The 25,913-nt window shown below is 61.4% G+C and carries 27 protein-coding genes and 1 riboswitch; of the genes, 6 read left to right on the top strand and 21 right to left on the bottom strand.

The window, feature by feature from the left end; genetic code table 11:
* Positions 1 to 14: 14 nt before the first annotated feature.
* Genes FFT87_RS14400 through FFT87_RS14390 form a run of 3 tightly spaced genes read left to right on the top strand, consistent with a single transcriptional unit; the run spans position 15 to position 1,936 of the window.
* Positions 15 to 599: an isochorismatase family protein gene (locus tag FFT87_RS14400; RefSeq protein ID WP_219949360.1), complete on the top strand. Its 585-nt coding sequence runs from the start codon at positions 15 to 17 to the stop codon at positions 597 to 599.
* On the top strand, positions 589 to 1,134 hold the full coding sequence (locus tag FFT87_RS14395; protein WP_255559969.1) for a hypothetical protein: 546 nt from the start codon (positions 589 to 591) through the stop codon (positions 1,132 to 1,134). Before FFT87_RS14400 ends, FFT87_RS14395 begins: the two co-directional genes overlap by 11 nt.
* 1 nt (position 1,135) lies before the next feature.
* A complete protein-coding gene (locus FFT87_RS14390) occupies positions 1,136 to 1,936 on the top strand; it encodes an RNA methyltransferase (protein ID WP_219949359.1) in 801 nt (266 codons plus the stop codon).
* Between the two features lie 39 nt (positions 1,937 to 1,975).
* On the opposite strand, the gene FFT87_RS14385 is transcribed toward FFT87_RS14390, so the two are convergent.
* From FFT87_RS14385 to FFT87_RS14315, 15 genes are all read right to left on the bottom strand, one after another.
* Positions 1,976 to 3,847: an ABC transporter ATP-binding protein gene (locus FFT87_RS14385; RefSeq protein ID WP_219949358.1), complete on the bottom strand. Its 1,872-nt coding sequence runs from the start codon at positions 3,845 to 3,847 to the stop codon at positions 1,976 to 1,978.
* Between the two features lie 158 nt (positions 3,848 to 4,005).
* Positions 4,006 to 4,365: a DUF202 domain-containing protein gene (locus FFT87_RS14380; protein ID WP_219949357.1), complete on the bottom strand. Its 360-nt coding sequence runs from the start codon at positions 4,363 to 4,365 to the stop codon at positions 4,006 to 4,008.
* The gene (locus FFT87_RS14375) at positions 4,362 to 4,742 is read right to left on the bottom strand and encodes a YidH family protein (RefSeq protein WP_219949356.1); all 381 of its coding nucleotides are present in this window, start codon (positions 4,740 to 4,742) and stop codon (positions 4,362 to 4,364) included. Before FFT87_RS14375 ends, FFT87_RS14380 begins: the two co-directional genes overlap by 4 nt.
* A gap of 42 nt (positions 4,743 to 4,784) precedes the next feature.
* Positions 4,785 to 5,834, bottom strand: coding sequence for a hypothetical protein (locus tag FFT87_RS14370; protein WP_219949355.1), 1,050 nt, complete (start codon positions 5,832 to 5,834; stop codon positions 4,785 to 4,787).
* Positions 5,835 to 5,976: 142 nt separating this feature from the next.
* A complete protein-coding gene (ribH, locus tag FFT87_RS14365) occupies positions 5,977 to 6,450 on the bottom strand; it encodes a 6,7-dimethyl-8-ribityllumazine synthase (RefSeq protein ID WP_219949354.1) in 474 nt (157 codons plus the stop codon).
* Positions 6,450 to 7,742 carry a 3,4-dihydroxy-2-butanone-4-phosphate synthase gene (ribB, locus tag FFT87_RS14360; RefSeq protein WP_219949353.1) on the bottom strand — a complete coding sequence of 431 codons (1,293 nt, stop codon included), beginning with the start codon at positions 7,740 to 7,742 and terminating at the stop codon, positions 6,450 to 6,452. Before ribB ends, ribH begins: the two co-directional genes overlap by 1 nt.
* Complete coding sequence (locus tag FFT87_RS14355; RefSeq protein WP_219949352.1) at positions 7,739 to 8,362, bottom strand: riboflavin synthase; 624 nt, start codon at positions 8,360 to 8,362, stop codon at positions 7,739 to 7,741. The genes ribB and FFT87_RS14355 overlap by 4 nt, the downstream gene beginning before the upstream one ends.
* 2 nt (positions 8,363 to 8,364) lie before the next feature.
* Positions 8,365 to 9,402 carry a bifunctional diaminohydroxyphosphoribosylaminopyrimidine deaminase/5-amino-6-(5-phosphoribosylamino)uracil reductase RibD gene (gene ribD / locus FFT87_RS14350; RefSeq protein WP_219949351.1) on the bottom strand — a complete coding sequence of 346 codons (1,038 nt, stop codon included), beginning with the start codon at positions 9,400 to 9,402 and terminating at the stop codon, positions 8,365 to 8,367.
* 103 nt (positions 9,403 to 9,505) lie between these two features.
* A riboswitch (FMN riboswitch) is annotated at positions 9,506 to 9,657 on the bottom strand.
* A gap of 74 nt (positions 9,658 to 9,731) precedes the next feature.
* Positions 9,732 to 10,487: an HAD family hydrolase gene (locus tag FFT87_RS14345; protein ID WP_219949350.1), complete on the bottom strand. Its 756-nt coding sequence runs from the start codon at positions 10,485 to 10,487 to the stop codon at positions 9,732 to 9,734.
* Positions 10,488 to 10,538: 51 nt separating this feature from the next.
* On the bottom strand, positions 10,539 to 11,012 hold the full coding sequence (locus FFT87_RS14340) for a hypothetical protein (protein WP_219949349.1): 474 nt from the start codon (positions 11,010 to 11,012) through the stop codon (positions 10,539 to 10,541).
* A gap of 34 nt (positions 11,013 to 11,046) precedes the next feature.
* A complete protein-coding gene (locus tag FFT87_RS14335) occupies positions 11,047 to 11,613 on the bottom strand; it encodes a GNAT family N-acetyltransferase (protein WP_219949348.1) in 567 nt (188 codons plus the stop codon).
* A 10-nt stretch (positions 11,614 to 11,623) separates the two neighbouring features.
* Entirely contained in the window at positions 11,624 to 12,190 is a 567-nt protein-coding gene (locus FFT87_RS14330) for a GNAT family N-acetyltransferase (RefSeq protein WP_219949347.1), read from the bottom strand.
* Positions 12,190 to 13,200 carry a tryptophan--tRNA ligase gene (gene trpS, locus FFT87_RS14325; protein ID WP_219949346.1) on the bottom strand — a complete coding sequence of 337 codons (1,011 nt, stop codon included), beginning with the start codon at positions 13,198 to 13,200 and terminating at the stop codon, positions 12,190 to 12,192. The genes FFT87_RS14330 and trpS overlap by 1 nt, the downstream gene beginning before the upstream one ends.
* 12 nt (positions 13,201 to 13,212) lie before the next feature.
* Complete coding sequence (locus tag FFT87_RS14320) at positions 13,213 to 14,073, bottom strand: exodeoxyribonuclease III (protein WP_219949345.1); 861 nt, start codon at positions 14,071 to 14,073, stop codon at positions 13,213 to 13,215.
* Positions 14,074 to 14,117: 44 nt separating this feature from the next.
* A complete protein-coding gene (locus FFT87_RS14315) occupies positions 14,118 to 15,266 on the bottom strand; it encodes a YihY/virulence factor BrkB family protein (RefSeq protein ID WP_219949344.1) in 1,149 nt (382 codons plus the stop codon).
* Positions 15,267 to 15,320: 54 nt separating this feature from the next.
* Here FFT87_RS14315 and ptsP point away from each other — a divergent pair, with 54 nt between their 5' ends.
* Together ptsP and FFT87_RS14305 are read left to right on the top strand one after the other, a co-directional pair.
* Positions 15,321 to 16,967 (top strand): phosphoenolpyruvate--protein phosphotransferase, encoded by a 1,647-nt coding sequence (gene ptsP, locus FFT87_RS14310; protein ID WP_219949343.1) that lies wholly within the window; start codon positions 15,321 to 15,323, stop codon positions 16,965 to 16,967.
* A gap of 633 nt (positions 16,968 to 17,600) precedes the next feature.
* Positions 17,601 to 19,184, top strand: a complete 1,584-nt coding sequence (locus FFT87_RS14305) for a sigma-70 family RNA polymerase sigma factor (RefSeq protein WP_219949342.1) — start codon at positions 17,601 to 17,603, stop codon at positions 19,182 to 19,184.
* Positions 19,185 to 19,368: 184 nt separating this feature from the next.
* Here the strand turns inward: FFT87_RS14305 and FFT87_RS14300 are convergent, their stop codons facing one another.
* From FFT87_RS14300 to FFT87_RS14275, 6 genes are all read right to left on the bottom strand, one after another.
* The gene (locus FFT87_RS14300) at positions 19,369 to 20,127 is read right to left on the bottom strand and encodes a succinate dehydrogenase iron-sulfur subunit (RefSeq protein WP_219949341.1); all 759 of its coding nucleotides are present in this window, start codon (positions 20,125 to 20,127) and stop codon (positions 19,369 to 19,371) included.
* Positions 20,127 to 21,941 carry a succinate dehydrogenase flavoprotein subunit gene (gene sdhA, locus FFT87_RS14295; protein ID WP_219949340.1) on the bottom strand — a complete coding sequence of 605 codons (1,815 nt, stop codon included), beginning with the start codon at positions 21,939 to 21,941 and terminating at the stop codon, positions 20,127 to 20,129. Before sdhA ends, FFT87_RS14300 begins: the two co-directional genes overlap by 1 nt.
* On the bottom strand, positions 21,942 to 22,388 hold the full coding sequence (locus FFT87_RS14290; RefSeq protein ID WP_219949339.1) for a succinate dehydrogenase hydrophobic membrane anchor subunit: 447 nt from the start codon (positions 22,386 to 22,388) through the stop codon (positions 21,942 to 21,944).
* Positions 22,389 to 22,390: 2 nt separating this feature from the next.
* Entirely contained in the window at positions 22,391 to 22,828 is a 438-nt protein-coding gene (gene sdhC, locus FFT87_RS14285) for a succinate dehydrogenase, cytochrome b556 subunit (protein ID WP_219949338.1), read from the bottom strand.
* A 154-nt stretch (positions 22,829 to 22,982) separates the two neighbouring features.
* Entirely contained in the window at positions 22,983 to 23,477 is a 495-nt protein-coding gene (locus FFT87_RS14280; RefSeq protein ID WP_219949337.1) for a MerR family transcriptional regulator, read from the bottom strand.
* 91 nt (positions 23,478 to 23,568) lie between these two features.
* Positions 23,569 to 24,699: a glycosyltransferase family 1 protein gene (locus FFT87_RS14275; protein WP_219950858.1), complete on the bottom strand. Its 1,131-nt coding sequence runs from the start codon at positions 24,697 to 24,699 to the stop codon at positions 23,569 to 23,571.
* A gap of 90 nt (positions 24,700 to 24,789) precedes the next feature.
* Between FFT87_RS14275 and FFT87_RS14270 the strand changes: the two genes are divergently transcribed.
* The gene (locus FFT87_RS14270) at positions 24,790 to 25,911 is read left to right on the top strand and encodes a mannose-1-phosphate guanylyltransferase (RefSeq protein ID WP_219949336.1); all 1,122 of its coding nucleotides are present in this window, start codon (positions 24,790 to 24,792) and stop codon (positions 25,909 to 25,911) included.
* Positions 25,912 to 25,913: the final 2 nt, after the last annotated feature.

Raw genomic sequence — 25,913 nt, 5'->3', positions numbered from 1 at the left:
CCTAGACTTGAGTAGTGGTTTCTGCACTGTTCATCATCGACGTACAAAATGACTTCACTGAGGGCGGCGCTCTCGGTGTTGCAGGTGGTGCTGCCGTCGCCGCGGACATCACGACGTTCTTGTGGGCAAACGCCCAAGACTATTGCGTGGTGATTGCGTCCCGAGATTGGCACGATGCCACTAACGACAACGGCGGCCATTTCGCGGTAGATGAAGAGCCCAACTTTGTCGACACGTGGCCTCGACACTGTGTCGCGGGAACTACGGGCGCTGAATACCATCCCGCGCTCAACACGGAGCAGATTTCGTTGCACGTGCGCAAGGGGCAGGGTGTGCCGGCGTACTCGATTTTTGAGGGCACGACCGACGACGGCGAAACAGTTCCGGCGCTGCTCGATCGGCTGGGGGTCGACCGCATTGATGTTGCGGGGATCGCGACCGACTATTGCGTCCTCGCCTCTGCGATGGATGCTGCCGCCAGTGGCCGCAAGGTTTCTGTACTGACGAAGCTGACCGCTGGGGTGGCCCCGGAGTCGAGTGTTGCAGCGCTGGCCACGATGAAAGAGGCGGGCATCACGCTTGTGCCCGATGATGAGTGACCGTGACGATCTGACCCTTCCTGGCTTCATTGCAGAAGCTGAAGTGCTGCCACCGCCAAAGAATTTGGCCTGGGGCTTGCTCGCAATGTTGGTGGGGCTCGGCATCGTCATCGGAATTGCGGTCGCGGGTGGCGCGGCACTGCTCACGCTGATTTGGCCAGATCCTGCCGGAATGTGCAACGCGGCGACCGGGCCGTGTAGTGACCTGTCGGTGGAGCAGATCGCGGTGTTTTCGGGAATCGACTTGCCGGCATCTGCCGAGATCGAGAGCGCCCAATACGCCCAGGCTGATGACACGGGGATGTTGTTCGCGACGGTCATCCTCGCTGGAGGTGATGCCGATCCGCTTCGATCGGGAGACTATCGCGTAGCACCATCACTGTCGTGGGTGGCTGAGGTGGATGCTCTCATGCTCGACAATTTAGTGCTCTATGAGGGCGTCGAGTCTGTGGTCGGCGCCGGTCATGAGGCCGCAAGCGGGCAGCGCGCTGACGGACGCACCGTGATTCTTATTCGCGTGACGCGAGCAATCTAGCGTGCCCGTCATCCCCGTCACCGAGCTCAGCGACCCACGGCTCGCGGACTATTCGCACCAGACCGACGTGGCTCTGCGTAAGGCACAGGGCACCGAGCACGGCCTCTACCTTGCCGAGTCGGCGCTCGTGTTGCAGCGGGCGCTGCGCTCGGGGCATCGCGTGCGCTCTGTGCTCGCGCTCGGCACATCGGTTGACGAAATAGTTGAGCTCGTCGGCGACGACGTGCCCATCTTCACGGGCGACGGCTCACTGCTCGCCGAACTGACCGGCTACGTGCTGCACCGCGGCGTTATCGCGTCGATGCACCGCCCGCCGCTGCCGACTCCCGAAGCTTTGCTAGCGGATGCCCGCCGCATCGTCATTCTCGAAAACGTTGTTGATCCCACCAACGTCGGCGCCATCTTCCGATCCGTCGCCGGGATCGGGGCAGACGCGGTGCTTGTCACCGAGCAGTGCTCCGACCCGTTCTATCGCCGTGCGATCCGCGTCTCGATGGGGACTGTGCTGCAGGTGCCGTGGACCCGCATCGGAAACTGGGCTGACACTCGCGCGCTGCTGACGGCATCCGGATTTCAGATTGCCGCTCTCGCGCTCGAAGATGGTGCGGTGTCGCTGCGTGACTATGCGGCGGATGCTCCCGAGAAGGTTGCGCTCGTGCTCGGCACCGAGGGCCACGGTCTCACGCGCGAGGCTATCGACGCTGCAGACACGATCGTGCAGATACCGATGCGTCACGGCATCGACTCGCTCAACGTTGCCGCGACGGCGGCGGTCGCGATGTTCGCGCTCGCGGTCGAGTAGCTCGCCACCGAAGCGACCCGTCATCTCGACCGCGCGCTGTTACACGAGCAGCTGGTGCTTAGCGAGATCCTTGTAGAGCGGGGTCGACTTCACGAGTTCGGAGTGGGTTCCGACCCCAACGACCTTGCCCTTGTCGAGCACGACGATCTGATCGGAGTCGACGACTGTCGACAGACGGTGCGCGATCACGATGAGCGTGCGGTTCTCGGCAACAGCGTCGATGGCTTCGCGGAGCATTTGCTCGTTGAGGCCGTCCAAGCTTGAGGTCGATTCGTCGAGCAGCAGAATCGGGGGCGCGGCGAGCAGCGTGCGGGCGATTGCGAGTCGCTGACGCTCACCACCGGAGAGCATCACTCCGTCTTCGCCGACGGCGGCATCCAAACCGGCAGGGTTGCGTTCGAGCACCGCAGTGAGGTTCACGGCGGCGATGACCTTCACACATTCTTCGTCGGTGGCGTTGGGCGCACCAATGAGAAGGTTTTGGCGGATGGTGCCCGCGAGCACAGGAGCATCCTGCTCGACGTAGCCAATCTGGGCGCGCAGCTCTTCGCGATTGAGACCGCGAAGATCATCGCCGCCCAACCGCACAACGCCACCCGTGGGGTCATAGAAGCGCTCGATGAGCGCGAGGATGGTGCTCTTGCCGGCACCAGAGGGGCCGACGATAGCGGTGCGCTCGCCGCGATTCACGGCGAAGCTGACTCCGCGCAGAACGGTGAGGTCGATTTCTTCGGCAGTGGGTTCTGTGCCAGCGTGCTTAAGCTCGGCCAGTTCCGATTCTGCTTGAACGAGCACTGAATCGCGGGGGTACGAGAATTCGACGTTGTCGAAAGTGATCGCGGCATCCGATTCGACGCTGGCGACAGCAACAACGTTGGCGTCAGACTCGAGCTCGCTGGGCAGCTTGATGATCTCTTGAATGCGACCTAGCGCACCGAGGGCCTGGTTCACGGCGGTGATGGCGCCGAAGGCTTGACCGAGGGGCATGATCATCAGGAACAGGAACAGGATGAACGCCACCAGGTTCGCGACCGTGATCGCACCGCTGGCGACGCGGTAACCACCGACACCGAGCACGACGAGGAACGACACCTGAAGGGCGATACCGGCGATCGGAACGACGAGAGCCGAGATCTTGGCGACGCTGATGCCCATCTTCCAAGCACCGAGCGCATCCTCGTTCACGGCCTCAATCTCACGCTCAGTAGCGTTGGATGCCCGCAGCGTGCGCACGGCAGAGATGGCGCGTTCCACCGCTGCAGCCAGATCGCCGACCTTGCGCTGGGCCTTCTGGCTCGCAATCCGGATGCGCTTCGACAGCGTCGTGACGGTGACGACGGCGACCGCAACCACCAGCACGGTAAGGCCGAGAAGTACGGGGTCAATGATGAGCATCGCGATGAGCGCGCCCACAAAGGTGATCGAGCCACCAATTGCTTCGACGAGTCCCTGGGTGAGCACGGCGCGCAGCAGGGTCGTGTCGCTGCCGACACGGGAGACGAGGTCACCGGTGCGGCGGCGGTCGAACTCCGAGATGGGGAGGTTGAGCATCCGGCTCACTAGGCGACGACGGCTCGAAAGCACGACGCCCTCACCGGTGCGCTGCAAGAGGTAGTGCTGGTAGCCGCTGATGAGACCCGAGATGACGACTAGACCGACGAGGAGCCACACAAGGGTGCCGAGCGATTTGTTTGCTTCGACGATGGTGATGACCTGGCTGACCAACAGCGGCTGCGCGAGGGACGCGCCGGCGCCGAGCACGCTCAGGATGATGACGAAGATCAGAACCTTGCGATGTTCCAGCAGGTAAGGAAACAACTCGCTGAACTTGGCGCGAGGCCCATCGTCGGGGTTGTCGCGTGACGTAGAACGGCCGCGGCGAGGCGCAGTGGTGTGTGAAGTCGAGCTCATCAGATTTCTCGTTGTCCCAAAAATGTAGGGCGAAGGTGCCGCGGATTATCAGCGACATCGGCATCAGCAATCAGCCTCTAAAACACTAAGCCTTCTGTCTGGGCATTGCGTACAACCTCCGGGGTATCTGTGTGCTCGTTGCTACACCGCCGAGACGGCTAGGTGACGAAGAAGACGCCGACGACAGCAAACACGGCACCGACAATAGCGAGCACAAAGACTGCAAGAGCCCACAAGAACAGCGGGGCTGCACTCGTCAGGCGAATGCGGTCGGTGGATGCCTGAACCAGAATCGTATGCACGGCGCGGTAGCGGCGGTGCCCCACCCAAAACAGCACCGCGGTCAAGACGAGGCCGAGAGCCGCTACTGCATAGCTTCCAACGCTCACGGTGTTGAGGAGGAGCCTGGCCGAGACGAGCGCGGCGATGGCAAACGACAGCACCGTGCGCTGCCAGGCGAGAGCGGTGCGTTCCGCTTGCAGGCCGGCATCGAATGGGCGGTCGAAGGCGCGTGTCACTGGAGCAGGATGCCGATCGCGAGCAGCAGCCCGGCGACGACAACGCCGCCACCAATGGGGCCAGCGAGGTTAGGGGAGGGGAGAGGGCGCCCGAGGCGCAGGGACTGCTCGGCCTTCATCCAGCCGAACCAGGCCTGCATGGGTGCGAGAACGCCCAACAGAATCAGCAGAAGCGATGCCCCTAAGCGGAACCCCGGAGCGATCGGCAACACGAATGCCTCAAGCGCGACACCCGCAGCGATCAGCGCGAGAGCGGTGCGGATCCAGGCCAAAAACGTGCGTTCGTTCGCGAGGCTGAAACGGGCATCCGGCTCGGTTCCAACACCATAGACACGGCGCGGAAAACGGCGAGGAGGCGGCTGTTCTGGTTCTGTCACGGGCGATCCTTCATGCCCCGATCCTATCGTCCGTCAGTGGCGTCATCCGCGGTCGTCCACATCGCGAAGGAGTTCGGAGTCGGGCTTCGGTGGTTGGAGGAGCTCATGATCTGGTGTCGGTTTCGGGGATTTCGAATAGAGCCACAGCAATCCCACGGCGAGAAGCAAGACCACATGCACAGCAGGCGTAGCGCTGCCCTCAGCCAGCCAGCCGACCCACCCAGGCTCGATTCCGATAGACGCACCGACCTTTGGCCCTCTCAGCGGAGCAAGAACGAACGAAACAGAAAGCAGCAGGATCGTCGCGAAGCCAAACCCGGCCACAAACGCCAGCCGGAATCGTCTGAGCCTGTTTCTCACCGCGGCGCGCAGCAAAAACACGACTACGGCGCTCAGCACAGCTATCGCAGCGATCGGGACGTATGCCACGGTCGAGGAGGCAATTGCCGTCACCATGTTGTTGAGATCAAGGATCGCTCCCAACTTTCGCGCTGCGACTTGAGCGCTCAGCATGCCGAGGATGAGGACAAACACCACTGCGAGCAGCATCCCGGAGATCCCCCACACCGCAGTCCTCAAGGGAATGTTGGTGGGCTTTGGCGCTGACGCTGTGGCGTCGTGGGAGGTGCTCCGCGGGCCTCTCGAGTGCATCCAGAGCAGGCCAACAGCCAGAAGAAGTACGAGATGAACAGCGGAGCTGCTGCCGCCGTGATTTAGCCAGCCTTGCCATCCCGGCGCTACGCCGATCATTGGAGTCTCCGGCGTCATTCCGGTGGCAGCGAAGGCGAAAGACGCAATGATGAGCAGCAGCGTAGCAACGCTGAAACTGCCCGTGAATGTCATCCGTGAAACCGTGGATCGCTTTCGCATGGCCACAGCAAGCACAAAGATCACCGCGGTGCTCAGCAGCGCTAGGACGCTCATCATCAGGTACGGAACGCGGGGAGTGATGATGAGCGCGAGGGAATTGTTGAGGTCGTACTGTGCGCCAGCGGCAATTCCCCGCGCTTGAATGGTGACGAGACCAGCGACGAATACGAACACAGCTCCGGTTGCCGCGCCACAGATTCCCCACACCACATTCTTGATCATAAGATTCCCCTGAGATTTGTGCGGCAGCAATAAACGTGAGGCCGAATACGCCAAGTCAACTTCACCTGCGAGTACCCAAGCTTTCATCAATTTCAGCTGGTCGCAAGCGCGAGGGGCAGCTGCCGCAACAGCACCGAGCCGGTTAGGCTCCGCGAATCTGCCGCAACAGCACCGCGGTCGCGATGGCAGCGTTGGCGGCTTCCTCGCCCTTGTCCTCTTTTGAGCCCTCTAGCCCGGCACGATCGAGGCCCTGCTGCTCGTCGTCGAGCGTGAGCACGCCAAAGCCCACCGGCTTGCCGGTCAGGATCGACACTTGCGTAAGGCCGCTGGTGGCGGCATCCGACACGTATTCGAAGTGGGGCGTACCACCACGGATGATGACGCCGAGAGCGACAACGGCATCCGCCCCAGCATCCAGGGCTGCCTTGCTCGCGACGGGCAGTTCGAAGCTGCCGGGAACGCGCACCTCGGTCACCTCGGCATTCGCTGCTTGGAGGGCGCGGTGGGCACCAGCGAGCAGTCCGTTGGTGATGACTTCATGCCATTGTCCGGCGATGATCGTGACCTTGAGGCCGGTTGCGTCGGTAACAATTTCGGGGGATCCTGCGCCACTCATCAGAGGCCTTTCGCGGTAAGCCGTGCCTCATCGAGCACGGCGGTGGTGGGGAGTTGGTGACCCATGCGGTCACGCTTGGTTTCGAGGTAGCCTTCGTTGCCGACGCCGACGCCAACAACGAGCGGCACGAGGTCGCCGACAATGACGCCGCGTTCTTCGAGCTGACGCTTCTTCTCGGGGTTGTTGCTCAGCAGGCTGACCGACGAGATTCCGAGATCCTTGAGGATGCCGACGGCGGCTCCATAGTCACGGGAGTCGGCAGGCAGACCGAGGGCCAGATTCGCGTCCAGAGTGTCGAGCCCATCTTCTTGCAGACGGTAGGCCCGCAGCTTGTTGATGAGTCCGATGCCGCGACCTTCATGGCCGCGCAGGTAAATCACAGCACCGCCATCGTGCTGGATAGTTTCCAGCGCTGCGTCGAGCTGAGGGCCGCACTCGCACTTGAGTGAGCCGAACGCTTCACCCGTGAGGCACTCCGAGTGCACGCGCACCAGGGTGGGGCCGTCGCCTGTGTGATCGAGGGTTCCCGGCGCGATGAAAGCGACGTGATCGGCACCGGTCGAGTTGTCGCGGTAGGCACGAACCGTGAAGGAACCATGCCCAGTCGGGATGGTGGTTTCGACCTCGAACGTCACCCGACTCATCTCGGGGATTGGTTCAATCGGTGCCGGGATGGTGTCACAACGGTTCTCTTCGAGCCAGCGCATGAGGTCCAAGATGGTGATGACGAGCACGCCCTCGCGCGCGCCAAACTCGATCAGTTCGGGAAGACGCATCATCTCGCCGGAGTCGAGCACGATCTCAGAGATCGCCGCAACGGGGCGAAGACCGGCAAGCTTCATCAGATCGACAGATGCCTCGGTGTGACCATCGCGCTCGCGCACGCCACCATCGACAGCACGCAGCGGCATGATGTGGCCGGGGCGGTGCAGGCTCGAGGGCATCGAAAGCGGATCTGCCAGCACGCGCAAAGTGTGGGCACGGTCCGAGGCGCTGATGCCGGTGCTGAGACGCGAAGCGGCATCCACCGACACGGTGTAGGCGGTGCCTCGGGGGTCTTCGTTCACGGCAACCATCGGCGGAAGGGCCAGTGCGTCGGCGATCTCGTTGGTCATCGGAGCGCAAATGAAGCCCGAGGAGTAGCGCACCATCCACGCAATCCACTCTTGGCTGGCGAGTTCGGCGGAGATGATGACGTCGCCCTCGTTCTCGCGGCCCTCATCGTCTGCAACGATGACCGGGCGACCAGCGCGGATCGCTTCGATGGCATCGGGGATTGTGGCGAGGCTCATGACTCGGTCCTTTCGTGACGCGAAGGTGCGTCGGTGAACTCGGCCATCCGGGCCACGTGGCGCGCCAGGATGTCGGTTTCGATGTTGACGGAGTCGCCCAGAGCGAGCGCTCCCAACGTTGTTGCGGTGAGAGTTTCGGGAATCAACGAAACCTCAAACCAGTCGCGCCCCACAGCGCTCACCGTGAGCGAGACCCCATGCACCGCGATTGAACCCTTGCGGGCGACCAGCGGGGCCAGTTCTTCGGTGAGGCTGAAGCGCAGGATGCTCCAACTGCCCTCATCGGTGACGCTCAGCACGGTGCTCGTGCCGTCGATGTGACCCTGCACGATGTGGCCGCCAAGACGATCGCCAACCTGCATCGCGCGCTCGATGTTGACCCGTGCGCCGGCGGCAAGCGAACCGAGCGTGCTCATGTCGAGGGTGACGCCCATGACGTCAGCCGTGAACCAGTCGGGCCCCTGATCGACAACGGTGAGACACACGCCGCTGACGCTGATCGAGTCACCGTGGCCGGCATCTGACACCGCATTCGGAGCGCGAACCGTCAGGCGCGCACCATCGTCGGTGGCCGCAAACTCGACGACGTCGCCGAGCTCTTCAATGATTCCGGTAAACATGGTTACGCTCTCGTTTCTGCCGCCGGGCGGGCGACAATCAGCACGTCGTTGCCCAGCGGGCGAAGTTCAGTGATGCTGAGTTCTTTCGCCTCAGCCATGGTCGATACCCCGAGCTCGCTGAGCGCCACCTTGGGGCCACCCAACAGTTTCGGGGCCAGATAGATGAGCAGTTCATCCGCAAGTCCAGCGGCGATGAAAGCGCTCGCGATAGTGGGTCCGCCTTCAACGAAGACACGTCGGATGCCCGCCTCAAACAGTTCGTTCAGCGCGGCGTTGAGGTCCCGGCCGTCAATCTGACGCAGTTGCTCGGGGTGTTGGCGCAGTTGCGCATCCGCCGGAATCTCGCGCCGACCGAGCACCACCGGCTGCGGTTGCCATTCGAGCAGTTCGCCGGCGTCTCCCCGCGCGGTCAGGCTCGGGTCATCGGCGAGCACCGTGCCCGTGCCCACCACGATCGCATCGGCGCGCGCGCGTTGCTCGTGCACGTGCTGGCGGGCCGCGGTGCCGGTGATCCACTGGCTCGTGCCATCGGCGGCGGCAGCGCGACCGTCGAGGGTGGATGCCCACTTCACGGTGACGTGCGGACGCTGCAGTCGGGCTGCGGTTAGCCACGAGTGCAGAAACTCTTCGGCTTCGGCTTGAGCAACACCGGCGATCACTTCGACGCCACCGTTGCGGAGTCGTTCGGCGCCGCCAGCAGAATGCGGCCCGGGGTCTGAAACCGCGTACACGACGCGGCTCACCCCAGAATCGAGAAGGGCTTGAGCACACGGGCCGGTGCGACCCTGGTGATTGCAGGGTTCGAGGGTGACGACAGCGGTGAGGCCGTCAGCGTTGCCACCAAGTTTGGTGAGGGCATCCACTTCGGCATGAGGCGTACCGGCACCGTGGTGCCAGCCCTCCGCAACAATGTCGCCAGCGTCATTGACGAGCACGCAGCCAACTTGAGGATTTCCGCCGGTGATGGGGCCACGACTGGCAAGCGACAGCGCATGAAGCATCAGCTTCTCGAGCTGTGCGTGCTGTTCTGGTGTGCTCATCCGGTCTCTCGTCTCAAGGGACGGGCTCCGGGAAAATGGGTTCGAAAAACCCGCCTTAACAGGTCAGATCGCCAAAATATTGTGGCTCACTTCACTGTTAAAGCCGTGCTTCCTCTCATCCGGACTGAGAGATCTTGCGATCTCATAACCGTCGGTCCCGGAATTTCACCAGGTCAACCGGTCAGAAGTTTTCACTTCATCGCGGTTCGCGGACTATCACCGCCGGTTCGGACTTTCACCGACCCCGGAGCACGTTGTACTGCGCTTAGTGTACTCAACGCGGCTGGGCAGAAAGTATTCCCACGAAATATGACGACGCGGGCGGGGCTTCAGCCGAGCAGCGGCGTCAATTCATCAAGGGTGTGGATGACACTGACACCGGCCGCACGGGCTTCGTCGAGTTGGTCGGTGGTTGCGCTGCGCTCGCGGTCGAGCCACACTCCGGTGAGTCCTGCGTTCGCGGCTCCCAGCGCATCCGTCGCGAGTCGGTCGCCGATGTAGACCGCGTCGGCGGGGTCGACATCGAAGAGTTCGCAGGTGTGGTGAAAGATGCGCGGGTCGGGTTTGGTGTGTCCGAATTCGCCGCTGGCGACGAGGTGTTCGATGCGGTGGGTGAGGCCAACTGTCTCAACCTTGCGCGTTTGAAAGTCGAGCTCGCCGTTGGTGATGATGCCGACGCGGAGGGCGGGGGAGCGGGCATCCAACGCATCGAGACAGGCCACAGCGTCATCGTGAAGGTGCCACGCTGCGCGGTACGCCTCGAAGTAGGTGTCGAACCACTGGCTCGATTCGGCGTCGTTGAGCATCACGCCATAAGGCTCGACGAAGCCGCGGGCGCGAGCTTGGCGTTGGCCTTCGAAGGTCAGCTCGCCGCTGAGGTAGCGGTGATAGTGGTGCTCTTCGAGCGCGGTCCAGCGCACACTCTCAGCCGCGTCGTCAGGCCACACGGTGCTGCCGTCGCTAGTCGGCCCCGCAGCGAACGCAGCTCCGAGTGAGCGGCGGTGGCTACGAATGCCGAGGTCCACCGATGCCCGATGGGCAAACAGAGTGTCGTCTAGGTCAAAGAGGGCGACGGTGATGGTCAATGCACGTCCGTTTCGGCGGTGGTGGGGTGTGATCCAGACGGGGGAACGCGTCTAAAAGAGTGTGTCAAAAATCATAACGATGCATCCGATTGCGACCAGCGTCGCGAACAGGGCCGAATGCACCCACGTCGGTCGATGGGCTGTCCAATCGTTCTTCTCTACGGCATACCCGCGAAGCGCGAGATAGACCAGCGGCAGGGGGAGAGCCCAGAGCGGCGACGGTATCCGCGAAAACCCACGATTCTCGAGTTCGGTACGATCTGCCCACGCCAACACACAAGACAGCGCTGCTCCGACCCCCATAGTGAACCCCAAGGGTATCCATGTCGTGGTTCCACGCATTCCGATCACATGGACTGTAACGAGCAAGGCTTGCGCAATGGGCATAAAGACGATGAGTCGCACAGCAGAAGTGCTGGCGGTCAGAGGCGCCGGCGAACTCTGAGTAAGTGGCTCGGGTTCGTCGAATCCTGCCATCGGGAAGTAGCCCCGCGGTTCAGGATGTTCGTAATCGGCACCAACCATAGGATTACGATAACCCCTCAGTTTGCGCAGGGTGCTAAATCGGCCACGGCAGCACCGCGTCTGTCGGTTCGGAGAGTTCACCGTTGTCGGCAGCGCGGTGCGCGTGCCAGCACAGCGGGCGAGTATCGTCGCGGAATCGTCCCAACGCAGGTGCGGTGCTGGTGTAGTCGAAGCCAACCTTCTGGGCAACGCGCGCCGACGCGACATTTCCCACGACCGCCTCCCAGTGCAGCTCAGTGTGCCCCACGGAGTGAAGCCAACTCACCGCCTCAGCCACAGCCTCGGGCATAAAACCGTTACCGCGGTGGGGAGCGCCCAACCAATACCCGATCGCGGTGCTCTCCACGTTGAATCCAACGACACCAAGCAGCAGCGGGTCGCCCGTGCGGCGAATGGCCCACGTGAATTCAGTGCCGTCTTCCCACCACTGGGGTGCGAGCACATTGATGAACCCATCCGCATGTTCGCGCCCGTAGGGCCATGGAATGGGAACTGCATCTTTGAGCGCCGTGTCCTGACAGTACGAGGTCATCACATCGACATCCGCGTCAATGAGCAAGTCGAGAGTAAGCCGTTCGGTCGTCAGGACAACGGGCTGCATGCGTTGCCCGCTAGACCGGCCAAGGTTGACCAGATTCGACCTCGTAGCTGGGGTTCTCATCTGGCGCAGTGAGCGTTGCCCACCACGACGGCGGATGCGTTCCGCCGCGGTATTCGCTTGAGGCGGGCTCGATGCCGGTGTAGATGAAGCCGAGTTTTTTGGCGATCGCCGCTGAGGCTTTGTTGCCGACGAGGGCTTCCCAGCGCACTTCGGGGCGACCAGTGGAGAAGACCCAGCGGCATACTTCAGCGACGGCTTCTTTCATGAGGCCTTTGCCGCGGTGGGGTTCGCCCATCCAGTAGCCGATGGTGTCGTTGTAGAGCCGAAAGCTGATGACGCCGAGCAGTTCAGGCTTGCCCGTTTCGCGGATCGCCCAGGTGTATTCGTCGTCGTCGTCCCACCACTGCGGCACCAAGTTGTTGATGAAGAATTCGGCATCTGACTTCACATACGGCCACGGGATCGTGAGCGTGTGCTCAAAGATCGGGTCTTGGCAGTAGGCGGTCATGAGCTCGACATCGTCACCAGTGAGGGCATCGAGAGTGAGGCGTTCGCTTGTGAGAGAAAAAGTTTGCATTAGCGCACCCGCGGCAGGAAGCCGATTCGGTCGTAGACGCGGTCAAGCGTCTTTTGGGCCATTTCGTTGGCACGTTCAGCGTTTTTGCTGAGCATGCGGTCAAGTTCGGCAGGGTCATTCAGCAGCTCAAGAGTGCGCTCGCGCACGGGGGCGAATTCAGCTGTCACCACCTCGGCAACCTCTTTCTTGAGATCGCCATACCCCTTGCCCTCGAACTGCGCTTCGAGGTCGGCAACGGATGTTCCACTAAACGTCGAGTGCAGAGTGAGTAGGTTCGAGACGCCGGGCTTCTCGCCGCGGTCGAAACGGATCTCGCGGTCAGCATCCGTCACGGCCGATTTGATCTTCTTGGCCGTCTTGGTGGGCTCGTCGAGCAACCACAACACGCCAGCATCCGTCGTCGCTGACTTGCTCATCTTCGACTCGGGGTTCTGCAGGTCGTAAATCTTGGCGGTGGCCTTCTGAATCTGAGGTTCAGGCATCACAAAGGTGTCGCCGAAACGCGAGTTGAAGCGGGTGGCGAGGTCGCGCGTGAGTTCGATGTGCTGACGCTGATCTTCGCCCACCGGCACAATAGCGGTGTCGTAGAGCAGGATGTCGGCGGCCATCAGCACGGGGTACGTGAAGAGACCGACGGAGGCGGCATCCGAACCCTGCTTGGCTGACTTGTCTTTGAACTGGGTCATGCGCGAAGCCTCACCGAAGCCGGTGATGGTGTTCAGCACCCAGGCAAGCTCGGCGTGCGCCGGAACTTGCGACTGCACGAAGAGCACCGAGTGCTCGGGGTCGATACCGCCGGCAATGTACTGCGCGGCGGTGCGACGGGTCTGAGCGCGCAGTAGCTCGGGCTCCTGCGGAACGGTGATGGCGTGCATGTCAACAACGCAGAAGACCGCATTGTAGTTCTGCTGCATCTCGCGCCATTGCATGAGCGCGCCAATGTAGTTGCCCACGTGGAGCGAATCGGCAGACGGCTGCATGCCGGAAAACAGGCGGGGTGTGGTGCTCATTAGCTAATTCTTTCAGATCGAATAGTCAACAACGACGGGAGCGTGATCGCTCCAGCGCTCATCCCAGGCGCCGGCCTTATCGATGCGGTAATCCGCAACGGTGGCCGCAAGCGCGGGGGTGGCGACGTGGTAATCGATACGCCAACCAGTGTCGGTGTCAAAAGCTTGGCCGCGTTGCGACCACCAGGTGTATGGGCCGTCGACTTCACCAGCAAACTGGCGGCCGACATCCACCCAACCGAGGCCGGGGGCGGTCGTGCCGTCGACACATTCGATGGTCTCGCCGGCCGCACCAAAGATGCGGTCGAAGTAGGCACGCTCTTCGAGAAGGAAACCAGCCTTTTTGCGGTTGCCGCGCCAGTTCTTAATGTCGAGTTCGCGGTGGCCAACGTTAAGGTCACCGACGATAAGGGCGTGGTCGCTGTGGGCGGCAAGTTCGGGCAGGCGCACGAGCATGGCCTCGAGGAACTTGTACTTCTCAACCTGCTTAGGGGTATCGACGACACCCGAGTGAACGTAGGTGCTCACGACGGTGACGGTCTTACCCGCAACATTGAAGTCGGCTTCGAGCCAACGCCCGGCGCTATCGAAATCGTCGGCACCGAGAGCTACGCGGTGAGCAAGAGGGGCGGATGCCGCAGAACCCTTGCGTGAGGCCAGCGCGACTCCCGCGCGGCCCTTTGCCGTCGCGGCGTCGTGCAGGATGTTCCAACCATCGCCGAGCAACCCTTCGATGTCGGCGTCGGCGGCGCGAACCTCTTGCAGCGCGAGAATGTCGATGTCTCGGGCATCTAGCCAGTCGCCCATGCCCTTGCGGTAGGCGGCGCGAACACCATTGACGTTGACGGATGCGATGCGAAGACGTGTTGCCATGCCTCAAGACTACCGACGCGCACTGACCGCGCGGTGACGGTGCACTAGCGCTTCTTGTTGCGTTTCAGCATCCGCTTGAAAGTGCGCGCGAATTTCTTCTCGCTGTCTGTGTTCTTGGCCTTGTTCCGGTCCGCGTGCTCGTCTTTGGCGTTCTCGCTTTTCACCTCAGTAGGGGCCTGAGCTTTGCGGCCGTCTTGACGGTCGAGTTTTCGCTCAGCCACGACCGTCTTGTGCGCCTTCGCCTCTTCGCCAGCCTTCGTCGCTGCCACGGCACGCGGTGCATCCTCGTCGCGCTTCTCTCCACTGATATCGAGATCAGCGTCATCAGCCGAAACCGCGATCCACGCCGATCCAATGAGAATGATTTGGCAGATGAGGTTGAACCAAATCAGCAGACCGATAATGACGGCGAACGAGGCGAGCAGAGGATTGCGGGTTGCCCCTTCGAGCAGGAAGCTTCCACCAAACTTGAGCGCGCCAAGGGCGAGCGCAGCGATAACGGTGCCTTGGGCAAGGATCCGGAAGGGAATCTTGATGCCCGAAACGACGCGATAGAAAACGCCAAGGGTTGCTGCGTCCAGGATAAGGACGATGACGAGCGCCACGCCTCGAGTAGCGATGCGAGCGGCCTGCGAATCTTCATCGATCGAGATCAGCTCGAGAATCCAGTTGAGAGCAGCGGTACTTGCGACGGACATCGCGGCAGATAACAGCACAGCAAGACCAAATCCGACGGCAAGACCGAGGTCCTTGAACTTCAGAATCAAGAAATTGGTTTCGGAGCTTTCGAGGGCGAACATGGAGCGCACGGCATCCCGGCCAGAGGCGATCCATCCCAGCGCGGTGAAGATAAGACCGACGGCCGCGATTGCACCCGTGATACCCAGAATGCTGGTGTCGGCGAGGGTTTCCCGGCTAATGGCGCCGTTTCCGCTGCCGTCTCCGATGAGGCCCGGGATGTTGGTGGAGATGAAGTTGTAGACGGCATCCAACAGCACAGGGTCGCCTTGAACGATGAAGCCGGCCACGGCGAAGCCAACCCAGATCGCCGCGAAGACGGCGAAGATCGCCTGATAGGAGAGCCCGGATGCGAGGATTGGCCCTAGCTTCTCGGCGTAGTGCATGAAGACACGCACGGGACGCAGGTGAAGTACCCACTCAATCGCTGGTCTCAGTCGTTGCGCAAGCTGCATGCATCAAGAATAGCTAGGCTGTTCGTGCACAACTCAGAGGAGAGGTCAGATCACATGGAACTTCAAGGTGTTGGAGTCGGACGATCGGTTGCCATTGGGAAGGTCGTGCGCATGCCCGACCCTCTTCCGGAACCGAAAGATGCTCGCCATTCTGGTGATGCTGCGGCCGAGAAAGATGCGGCAGCTTCTGCGCTGACCTTCGTGGCTGCTGACCTGCGCGCGCGGGCAGAGAAAGCGGACGCGGAAGCCAACGAAGTGCTGACCGCTACGGCACTCATGGCAGAAGACCCGTCCATTCTCGAGAGTGTCAATGAGCTCATCGATAGCGGCAAGACTGCCGAACGTGCGGTGTTCGAGGCCTTCGGCAAATTCCGCGAGCTGCTCATTTCGCTCGGCGGAATGATGGCAGAGCGCGCCACTGATCTCGGCGATGTCTGCCAGCGCGTCGTTGCCAATCTTCGTGGCGTTGCTGCCCCTGGTGTTCCCCAGCGCGATGAGCCATTCGTTTTGGTTGCGGACGATCTCGCTCCGGCCGACACGGCCCTTCTCGAGCTCGACAAGGTGCTTGCTCTCGTTACGCGTCAGGGCGGCCCCACCAGCCACACCGCAATTCTTGCTCGCTCCAAAGCGATTCCGGCCATCATGGGTGTTGCCGACGCTCTCAATCTTTCTGATGACACTGTGGTGATTGTGGATGCCGGTGCCGGCACTGTCACGACGGAGCCGAGCGCTGAGCAACTCGCCGCAGCAGAGGCCCGCATTGCGGAGCTTGCCGCCGCCGCCAATGCCCCCATCACCGATGGTGCGCTCGCCGATGGAACGCTCGTTCCCCTCCTCGCCAATCTCGGTACGCCCTCAGAAGCCGCTCAAGCTGTTGAACTGGGTGCTGAGGGTGTCGGACTCTTCCGCACCGAGCTCATGTTCCTCGACGCCACTAGCGCGCCGACGGTAGAAGAGCAGACCAAGGAATACACCGAGATGCTTCAGCACTTCCCGGGAAAAAAGGTTGTCGTGCGCGCCCTTGATGCTGGTGCAGATAAGCCGCTGAGTTTCATGGACATGGGCGAAGAGGCTAACCCTGCTCTTGGCCAACGTGGGCTGCGCTCGCTGCGCGTCAACGAAAACATCCTGCGTGACCAGCTGACCGCTCTGGTCAACGCCCAGAATGCGACCGACGCCGACCTCTGGGTGATGGCCCCGATGGTGTCGGATGCCGAAGAGACCGACTACTTCGTCGCGCTTGGTCGCGAACTTGGCCTCAACACCGTCGGTGTGATGGCCGAGGTTCCCTCGCTCGCTGTTCTCGCCGACCAGATCGCAGAACGCAGTGACTTCGTCTCGATCGGCTCTAACGACCTCACCCAGTACACGCTGGCTGCGGACCGGATGCTCGGCACCCTCGCCAAGTTCCAAGACCCGTGGCATCCTGCGGTATTGCGTCTCGTGAAGATGCTCGGTGACGCTGGTGCTGCTGCGGGCAAGCCAGTCGGAGTCTGTGGCGAAGCTGCCGCCGACCCCCAGCTCGCTGTTGTGCTCGTCGGTCTTGGTGTCACAAGCCTCTCAATGACGCCTGCCGCGCTCGCCGATGTGCGTGCCGAGCTCAAGACGGTAACGCTCGAACAGGCTAAAGTCCGAGCCGCTGCTGCCATCAATGCCACCACCGGACCGACCGCTCGCGAGGCCGCAGCGCAAGCTGGCTAGGCTCCACAACACGCATCGCGCGGGAATTGCCGAGTACTAGCCCGGCAATCTCCGTCACAACCTGAGTGCCGCTACCCAGAAGGGGTAGCGGCACTCAGCGGTTAACGGCAAGGAGGCGGCGCTGCTCAGCGGGCGCGATGGGGCAAAGTGGTCCACCTAAAGTCGGCAATTCTTGCCCCGCACGGGAGACGATCCGGGGGAGTTGAAGGCTTCTCAACAACTCGATCGCACGCCATCGGGGTACAAAAGGGTTTCGACAATCGGCCGAACGTGGAGCACTGAATGCGGTTCTGACCGGCAAAAGCGGTCAGTGGTTGGCGTGGAGCAAGCGGTAGTCGCCTTGATCTCAGTGAACTGGTGCTGAGGGCTCAGAGAGCGCTTTCACGCCGGCGTGGTGGTCTACAAATGGCGACGTGGCCAAGCCCCTCAGCGCTAGTCTGAAAATCGCTAGAGCGCAGTATTGTTCGGCCCGGAACGACTTGTTCCCCCCTAATGGGGGCACAAATCTCTGAAAAAGTTGGATAGTCTGCGTCATAAAGAACGGGTTCCGCCGTCTCTTTGAGTACGAAGGTTGTTTTCTCCAAAACCTTCACCCAAAGGGACAAAGAGAGGCCCGGGAAATGGATCAGGGGGATGAGCGGAATCGTGGCTTCGAAGCTAACCACTTCGGACGAGCAGCTTCTGGCACAGGCGCGTACGGGGGTACAAAACGCCTTTGCCGAACTCTGGAGTCGCCACTACCGCTCGGGTATATGTGTTGCTCGTCAGTACACGTCGATAGACGCGGACGATCTCGTGTCTGAGGCGTTCGCGCGTATTTACCAGCGTGTGCTGGCGGGCGGCGGCCCGCAGGGTGCATTCCGTCCTTACCTCTACACGACCATCCGCAACCTCGCGTCGACGTGGGGTGCGGCCTCCCGCGAAGTGCAGGTCGATGAGATCGCAGACTTCGAAGACCCCTCAACGCTCGACGACCCCGTAGCTGTTGCGCTAGACCGCACGCTCACGGCGAAAGCCTTCCGGGAACTACCAGAGCGCTGGCAGTCGGTGCTCTGGTACACCGAGGTCGAAGGTATGGATCCGCACGAAGTTGCGCCCATCCTGGGGATCAGCGCCAATAGCGTTGCTGCGCTGTCGTACCGCGCGCGGGAAGGCTTGCGCAAGGCATGGCTTCAGGCCCACATCAACGATGCAACGGCATCCGGCGAGTGCCAGTGGGCAATGTCAAAGTTTGGCGACCGAGCACGTCACAGCCTGAGCAGTCGCGATTCGCGACGCATTGAGGCACACCTTGAAACGTGCGCAGGCTGCTCTATCGTCTCTCAAGAGGTCGATGAGGTCGGTTCGCGGCTTGCACTCGTCATGATCCCCTTGCTTCTCGGCGGCGTTGTCGGCGGGGGGTTCCTCAGCGCTTTCGCCCAGAACGGTGCCGCATCACTGACGGCAGCCGCCGCACCGGCAATGCCAGCAGCGGTCATTGCGAGCTTTGCGGGCGGCGGAACTGTTGCTGCAGCTGCAAGTGCCGGGGCCGTTCCGGTAGCAATTGCGGGATCTCTGGCAGCGGTGCTCGCCCTCACCGGATCTCTCGTCGTGTTTGCACCGCAAGACTCGGCCACGGTCGACGCCGGTTCCACTTGGACAAGTCAATCGGCAGACAGCCAGAACGCGGCAGCCTCAGTCGGTTCCGATGATGCGTCGGACGATGGCAAAGCTGACCCCAGCAACATCACCGTTCCCACAGTCCCGGCTGTCGACCCGGTGGCAGCAGAGGCAGAAGCTTCGAGTAATGCTGACGGATCGAGCACGCCCGTCGTAGACCTTGTCGACTCCGTTATTGGCACCGTCACTGGCGGAGCACCGCCAGTGGGCCACACGGCGCCGGGAGGTGTGGTGGGGGCCGATATCAATCTGAACCTCACGGGAACGGCGACTCCCGGTGCCCACCTTTCGCTGCAGGCCGCAGGACTGGTCTATGCGACAACAACAGTGTCGAGCGACGGCACCTTCGTCCTCAACGTCACTGGGGTGCCCGGTGGTCTGTCTTCCCTTGATTTGATCCAGACTGTCGACCGCACGTACCTTTCCGGTTTAGTCGGCGGTGGTGGCCTGCTTGGCGGGCTTCTTGGCAGCGTCGATGGGCTGATCGATGCCCTGATCAAGCCGCTGAACTTGTCGTCTGGTGGCGGCCAGGGCATAAACATCCGTTTACTGAGCTAACCCCAGTTCGGGGGCTTAGGGCAATTTCCGCGTCATAACCGGTCTAGAGAGCGGTCTCTTTACTGGGTGACCCGAACGCCCACAGTTGACGTGCGCCGTGGGTGACGCACGTTGACAAACAAATCGCCCCTGGCACTACCTCGGTAGCGCCAGGGGCGATCTTGTTTAACGCTGAGATGCGCGGTTACGCGTGTCCCTTGATGATGGCCTGCTTCACTTCAGCGATTGCCTGAGTGACTTGGATGCCGCGGGGGCAGGCATCGGTGCAGTTGAAGGTCGTGCGGCAGCGCCACACACCCTCTTTATCGTTGAGGATGTCGAGACGAACACCAGCGCCCTCGTCTCGAGAATCGAAAATGAAGCGGTGCGCGTTGACGATGGCGGCAGGACCGAAGTACTGTCCGTCAGTCCAGAACACGGGGCAGCTCGACGTGCACGCAGCGCACAGGATGCACTTGGTGGTGTCGTCGAAGCGAGCGCGCTCCACGGGGCTCTGCTTGCGTTCCTTGCCGCCCTTGGTCGGGGCAGCCATCAGGAACGGGTTGACCTCTTTGAAGGAGTCAAAGAACGGCTCCATGTCGACGATCAGGTCCTTCTCCAACGGGAGGCCCTTGATGGCTTCAACGTAGATCGGCTTCGAGATGTCGAGGTCCTTGATCAGGGTCTTGCAGGCCAGACGGTTGCGGCCGTTGATGCGCATGGCATCCGAACCACAAATACCGTGTGCGCAGGAGCGACGGAAGGTCAGCGACCCATCCACTTCCCATTTGATCTTGTGAAGGGCGTCGAGAACGCGGTCGGTCTCGTACAGTTCGACGTCAAAGTCTTCCCAGCGCGGCTCTTCGTCAACCTCCGGGTCGAAACGGCGGATGATGAGAGTCGCGGTGAAGGTCGGAATGACCTCGGCTGCGGCAGGCTTGTTGTCAGCGACGGCAGTGCTCATTAGTACTTTCTTTCCATCGGCGGGTAGTTGGTGATCACTACCGGCTTCCAGTCGAGACGGATGTGGTCACCCGCCTCTTCTGATTCTGGGTCGCCCGTGAGGTAGGCCATCGTGTGCACGAGGAAATTCTCATCGTCACGGTTGGGATAGTCCTCACGCATGTGGCCGCCACGGCTTTCCTTGCGCGACCGGGCCGAAAAGACGAGCACTTCGGCGAGGTCGAGCAGGAAGCCAAGCTCTACGGCTTCGAGCAGGTCGGTGTTGAACCGCTTGCCCTTGTCGTGCAGCTGGATGTTCCGGTAGCGAGCACGCAGGCTCTGGATGAGGTTAGTGACCTCTTCGAGGCTCTCATCAGTGCGGAAAATCTGCGCGTTGCGGTCCATCGAGACCTGCAGCTCTTTGCGGATTGCAGCAATGCGCTCGGTCCCGTCGCCAGCACGAACCATGTCGAGGATGTTCTTGACGCCCCCGGCAGGGTTCTCCGGTAGGGGAATGAATTCGGCCGTCTTCACGTACTCAACTGCTGCCTTGCCTGCGCGCTTTCCGAAGACGTTAATGTCGAGCAGCGAGTTGGTGCCCAAGCGGTTGGAACCGTGAACAGAAACACACGCGCACTCGCCGGCGGCGTAGAGGCCCTTGACGACATCCGTGTTATTGCGCAGCACTTCAGCTTGAACGTTGGTGGGAATGCCACCCATCGCATAGTGCGCGGTTGGCAGCACGGGAACGGGCTCGGTGTACGGCTCAACGCCCAAGTAGGTGCGAGCAAACTCGGTGATGTCTGGCAGCTTCTCGTCAATGACGGCAGGTTCGAGGTGGGTGATGTCGAGGAACAGGTAGTCCTTGTCTGGACCAGCTCCACGGCCTTCACGAATCTCGGTGGCCATCGACCGCGCAACAATGTCACGCGGCGCGAGGTCTTTCAGCGTCGGCGTGTAGCGCTCCATGAAGCGCTCACCTTCGGCGTTACGCAAAATCGCGCCTTCGCCTCGAGCCGCTTCAGAGAGCAGGATGCCGAGGCCAGCCAACCCGGTGGGGTGGAACTGGAAGAATTCCATGTCTTCCAGCGGAAGGCCCTTGCGCCAGATGATTCCCACGCCGTCACCGGTGAGGGTGTGAGCGTTGGACGTCGTCTTGAAGATCTTGCCGAATCCACCGGTAGCAAAGATGGTGGCCTTCGACTGGAACACGTGGAGGTCGCCTGTCGCGAGCTCGTAGGCAACGACACCAGCGGGCTCGTCAACGCCGTCGACCTCGGTCATGATGAGGTCGAGCACGTAGAACTCGTTGAAGAAGTTGATGCCGAGGCGCACGCAGTTTTGGTACAGCGTCTGAAGAATCATGTGACCGGTGCGGTCAGCGGCGTAGCAGGCGCGACGAACTGGCGCCTTGCCGTGCTCGCGAGTGTGGCCGCCGAAGCGACGCTGGTCGATCTTGCCGTCTTCGGTACGGTTGAAGGGAAGACCCATGTTCTCGAGGTCTACCACCGCGTCGATGGCCTCTTTGGCGAGGATCTCTGCTGCATCCTGGTCGACGAGGTAGTCGCCGCCCTTGACGGTGTCGTAGGTGTGCCATTCCCAGTTGTCGTCTTCAACATTGGCGAGAGCCGCAGCCATGCCGCCCTGCGCTGCGCCAGTGTGCGAACGCGTGGGGTACAGCTTGGAGATCACGGCAGTCTTGGCGTGCGGGCCGGCTTCAATTGCGGCACGCATGCCAGCGCCGCCGGCGCCAACGATCACAATGTCGAACTGGTGGTAGTGGACGCCATCAATGATGGTTCCGTCGGCGATATCGCCGGTGTTGATCGTAGACAATTAGCGTCCTTCACAGATGCTGGCGAGAAGAGCTGGGTCAGCTCCGGCTGGGCAGGGATCGAAGGTGGTGATCACCAGGGTTCCCAAGAGAATCAAGATTGCGGTGGATGCGGCGATTCCGATCAGGAGAACGTTGCGCACCTTCGGGTTGGTTGCGTAGTCGTTGACGAGCGTGCGCATGCCGTTGCCACCGTGGATCAGCGCGAGCCACAACATCAGGCCGTCCCAGACTGCCCAGAACGGGTCAGAAAGCTTTCCGCCAACGAAGGCAAAGTCGATGGCCTTGACACCTTCGCCGGCAACGAGGTTGACGAAGAGGTGACCGAAGATGAGGACGATGAGAACAACGCCAGAGGCGCGCATGTAGATCCATCCCCATTTTTCCCAGTTAATTCCGCCAGTGCGGCGACCACGGGTAGGGGTGCGGGGGGCTTCGATGAGACTCATGCTCAACCTCCGAAGACGTGCATTAGCTGGCGGGGGATGAATCCGGCGAGCAGAACCAGCCAGAGTCCGATAACGACCCAGAACATGACGCGCTGGTGCCGGGCGCCGAATGCCCAGAAGTCGATCAGGATGATGCGAAGTCCGTTGAAGGCGTGGAAGGCAATCGCCGCAACCAACGCGATCTCGCCAAGACCCATCAACGGAGTCTTGTAGGTGCTGATCACTGCGTTGTAGGCCTCAGGGCTTACACGCACGAGCGCGGTGTCGAGAATATGCACGAGAAGGAAGAAGTAGATGGCAACACCAGTAATACGGTGAAGCACCCACGACCACATGCCCTCGTTGCCCCGGTACAGGGTGCCAGCAGGCCTTCTGAGGGCGCGAATCTTAGACGGAGACTTCGGCTCCGCCACTAGGTTGCTCGCCGATTTCTCTGGCACGAGGACCCTCCTTGCGGTGTGGGGTCGCGTCCACCGCGACCGATGATTGTCCGCACAGCGGACCTACTCAGTCTATTCCCGCTCAGGGGCCTCCGCTTCCCAGCCCACCCTAAATTGCGCGATATCCGGGATGTTTTCGTGATTTCGGCAAAAGTTAACGGCTCCTCGCATGAATTCGCTTAGATTCTTTCGAGTTCATGGCGGCAGGCACGCTGGCCTCGTCAGTTCCGCGCTCGGCAAGTGATGCGCGGTACCACTCGATCTTCTGCGTAATGCCGGCGAGATGCCGTTGCTGTTCGGCGAGGTCGCGCGCGACATTCTCACGATGCTGCTCGAGCAGACTCATCCGCTGCTCCGAAGTGTCGTCGGAGCTTCGCACCAGATCGGCGTATTCACGAATCGTGCGGATCGGCATTCCGGTGCGGCGAAGGTGTCCGATGAACTCGACAGCCCTCACATCAATCTCGCGGTAGCGTCGTTGCCCGTTCGACAGCCGCGGCACGATCAGGATTCCGGCCTTCTCGTAATAGCGGAGCGTGTGGTCAGTGACGCCAGTCTGCGCCGCGACTTCTCCAATGGTGAGGACACGTTCGCGGGTCTCTTCTGACGAGTACGTATCCTGCGCAGTGCGAGCAACTGAGGTGGTCATAGGATCCGATCCGTGAAGAAGTGGGGCGCACCCATGCTTCGCCCTAGAGTGCACTCTAAGTCAAGACCCTCCTCACCCACTGGGACAACCTTTAGCGGGAAATCGGGGTAGCTGCTGTGGCAATAGCGGACTCATAGTGGCCAACAAGCTGCGCGCACACCCCAGCCCAAGACTTGCCGAGAACTCGACGTCTGCCTGACTCGCCTAGGCGAGCACGCAGCCCAGGGTCAATCGCCAGAGCCTCGACAAACGCGCGCAGCTGCTGCTCGTTGTCTGCCTCAAAGAGAAAACCGTTAGTGCCGTGATCGATGAGGTCGATCGGCCCGCCAGCGCGGGGAGCGACAACGGGAAGACCCGCAGAGTGCGCTTCCTGAAGCGTCTGGCCGAACGTCTCCTCGGTGCCGGTATGCACGAAAACATCAAACGCGGCATACGCCGTAGCCAAATCTTCCCCGCCCAGCTTGCCCAACCACGTGACCGGGATGCCGGCAAGCTCCCTCTTAACAAGAGGCACAGATGAGCCGTCTCCGACGATGGCAACGCGCACCTTGTCGAGACCGTGAAGTGCCCGCAGGCGCTCCACTTGTTTCTCGGGGGCAATGCGGCCGACATAGCCAACGACGACCTCGCCGTTGGGGGAAAGGCGTTTGCGAAGTTTGACAGCAGCGGGAGACAGCTTCTTCGCTGGGTGATACATCGTGAGATCGACGCCGCGGCCCCACCGTTCGAGCCTGGTGAGCCCAATAGCCTGCAGATCGGCCATAGCAGTGCTTGACGGTGCGAGCGTCAGGTCGGCACCGTCGTGAATCCAGCGCACGATTCGCCACGCCAGTTTCGTCGCCGGGCCCAAGCGATGGCGGCGAGCGTAGCCAGCAACATCCGTTTGAAAGATCGCGACCGTGGCAATGCCGAGCCGGTTCGCGGAGGAGATTGCTTGGGCCCCTAAGAGGAAGGGGGCGGCGGCGTGAACCACGTCGGGGCGAAAGTCCGAAAGCAGTTTGTGCACTTGGGGATTGGGCAACCCGACCGGAAATTGGCGGTAAGCCAAAGCAGGTACGGCGTGAACGGCGAATCCCGCATAGTGCTTGGGGGCGCCGGCAGAGGGACAGATCACGATTGCTTCGTGGCCGTTGGCGCTCAAATAATCAAGCACCTTCAACACGCTGTTGGTGACGCCATTGACAGTAGGGAGAAAGCTTTCGCTCACAATGGCGATCCGCAAATTCAGCACCTCAATCGGTTGTCGTGCCGCTCACGTTAGGAGGTGCGGACAACCGGAGAGTTAACGGGCGCTGAAGTCTAAGGTGGAGGCATGAGCCAACCACAGGCGCCGTTCGACAATTTCTACAGCGTGATCCCTGCCGGTGGCATCGGGTCTCGGCTGTGGCCGTTATCGCGGGCAGATGCCCCCAAGTTTTTGCACGACCTTACGGGCTCGGGGCAAACGCTGCTTCGGGACACTTGGAACCGTCTCGCGCCGCTGTCGGGCACCGATCGCATCATGGTCGTGACTGGTCGCGCGCATCGGGCCGCCGTTGAGAGGCAGCTTCCGGAGCTGAGCGATCCCAACGTCGTACTCGAGAGTGAGCCAAAAGACTCCTCTGCTGCTATCGGGCTCGCCGCCGCAATTCTGCTCAAGCGCGACCCCGAAGTAGTGATCGGATCGTTTGCTGCCGATCACGTCATTCGGGACATCCGCGGCTTTAGGCGGAGTGTGAGCGAAGCGATTGCCGTAGCGAACGCAGGTTTCATTGCGGCTATCGGCATCACGCCCACAGAACCCGCTATTGGATTTGGCTACATTCATTGCGGTGGTGCAATCGAGATTGACGGTGCACCGAGCGCCGTTTCGGTCGAGTCGTTCGTTGAGAAGCCTGACTTCGAGACGGCGGAAAAGTATCTCGCCAGTGGTGACTACCTCTGGAATGGCGGAATGTTTATTTCCCGCGCTGATGTACTGCTTGAACAATTGGGCAAAGCTGAGCCCGAACTGCTCGCGGGGCTGACAGAGCTCGCCGAGGTCTGGGATACCCCCGCCCGCGGTGCGGTTGTCGATCGTGTCTGGCCGCATCTGGCCAAGATCGCGATTGACTACACGGTCGCAGAACCGGCTGCAGCAGAGGGACGGCTCGTTGTTGTTCCCGGTGACTTCGATTGGGATGACGTCGGAGACTTTGCTTCTATTGCCAAGTTGCACTCTGGCGGCCGCAAATCTGACCTCGCAATTTTGGGCGAAAACGCTCGAGTATTGGCCGATAAATCTACCGGAGTCGTCATCAGCCAAACTGGTCGACTTATTTCCCTAATTGGGGTGAACGACATTGTCGTGGTCGATACCCCCGACGCTTTGCTGGTTACGACAACTGCGAACGCTCAGCGCGTCAAATCTGTAGTGGATGCTCTAAAAATATCCGGTCGCAACGACGTACTGTAACG

The organism is Salinibacterium sp. M195 (assembly GCF_019443965.1).
Taxonomy (GTDB): Bacteria; Actinomycetota; Actinomycetes; order Actinomycetales; family Microbacteriaceae; genus Rhodoglobus.
This window is presented reverse-complemented; position numbering and strand designations above follow the sequence as displayed.

What these genes read in the sequence shown, in the direction of transcription:
- FFT87_RS14395 (WP_255559969.1), top strand. Translation starts at nt 589, where the DNA reads ATGATGAGTGACCGTGACGATCTGACCCTTCCTGGCTTCATTGCAGAA.
- FFT87_RS14385 (WP_219949358.1), bottom strand. Translation starts at nt 3,847, where the DNA reads ATGAGCTCGACTTCACACACCACTGCGCCTCGCCGCGGCCGTTCTACG.
- FFT87_RS14370 (WP_219949355.1), bottom strand. Translation starts at nt 5,834, where the DNA reads ATGATCAAGAATGTGGTGTGGGGAATCTGTGGCGCGGCAACCGGAGCT.
- ribH (WP_219949354.1), bottom strand. Translation starts at nt 6,450, where the DNA reads ATGAGTGGCGCAGGATCCCCCGAAATTGTTACCGACGCAACCGGCCTC.
- ribB (WP_219949353.1), bottom strand. Translation starts at nt 7,742, where the DNA reads ATGAGCCTCGCCACAATCCCCGATGCCATCGAAGCGATCCGCGCTGGT.
- FFT87_RS14355 (WP_219949352.1), bottom strand. Translation starts at nt 8,362, where the DNA reads ATGTTTACCGGAATCATTGAAGAGCTCGGCGACGTCGTCGAGTTTGCG.
- ribD (WP_219949351.1), bottom strand. Translation starts at nt 9,402, where the DNA reads ATGAGCACACCAGAACAGCACGCACAGCTCGAGAAGCTGATGCTTCAT.
- FFT87_RS14340 (WP_219949349.1), bottom strand. Translation starts at nt 11,012, where the DNA reads ATGGTTGGTGCCGATTACGAACATCCTGAACCGCGGGGCTACTTCCCG.
- FFT87_RS14335 (WP_219949348.1), bottom strand. Translation starts at nt 11,613, where the DNA reads ATGCAGCCCGTTGTCCTGACGACCGAACGGCTTACTCTCGACTTGCTC.
- FFT87_RS14330 (WP_219949347.1), bottom strand. Translation starts at nt 12,190, where the DNA reads ATGCAAACTTTTTCTCTCACAAGCGAACGCCTCACTCTCGATGCCCTC.
- trpS (WP_219949346.1), bottom strand. Translation starts at nt 13,200, where the DNA reads ATGAGCACCACACCCCGCCTGTTTTCCGGCATGCAGCCGTCTGCCGAT.
- FFT87_RS14320 (WP_219949345.1), bottom strand. Translation starts at nt 14,073, where the DNA reads ATGGCAACACGTCTTCGCATCGCATCCGTCAACGTCAATGGTGTTCGC.
- FFT87_RS14315 (WP_219949344.1), bottom strand. Translation starts at nt 15,266, where the DNA reads ATGCAGCTTGCGCAACGACTGAGACCAGCGATTGAGTGGGTACTTCAC.
- ptsP (WP_219949343.1), top strand. Translation starts at nt 15,321, where the DNA reads ATGGAACTTCAAGGTGTTGGAGTCGGACGATCGGTTGCCATTGGGAAG.
- FFT87_RS14305 (WP_219949342.1), top strand. Translation starts at nt 17,601, where the DNA reads ATGAGCGGAATCGTGGCTTCGAAGCTAACCACTTCGGACGAGCAGCTT.
- FFT87_RS14300 (WP_219949341.1), bottom strand. Translation starts at nt 20,127, where the DNA reads ATGAGCACTGCCGTCGCTGACAACAAGCCTGCCGCAGCCGAGGTCATT.
- FFT87_RS14290 (WP_219949339.1), bottom strand. Translation starts at nt 22,388, where the DNA reads ATGAGTCTCATCGAAGCCCCCCGCACCCCTACCCGTGGTCGCCGCACT.
- FFT87_RS14280 (WP_219949337.1), bottom strand. Translation starts at nt 23,477, where the DNA reads ATGACCACCTCAGTTGCTCGCACTGCGCAGGATACGTACTCGTCAGAA.
- FFT87_RS14270 (WP_219949336.1), top strand. Translation starts at nt 24,790, where the DNA reads ATGAGCCAACCACAGGCGCCGTTCGACAATTTCTACAGCGTGATCCCT.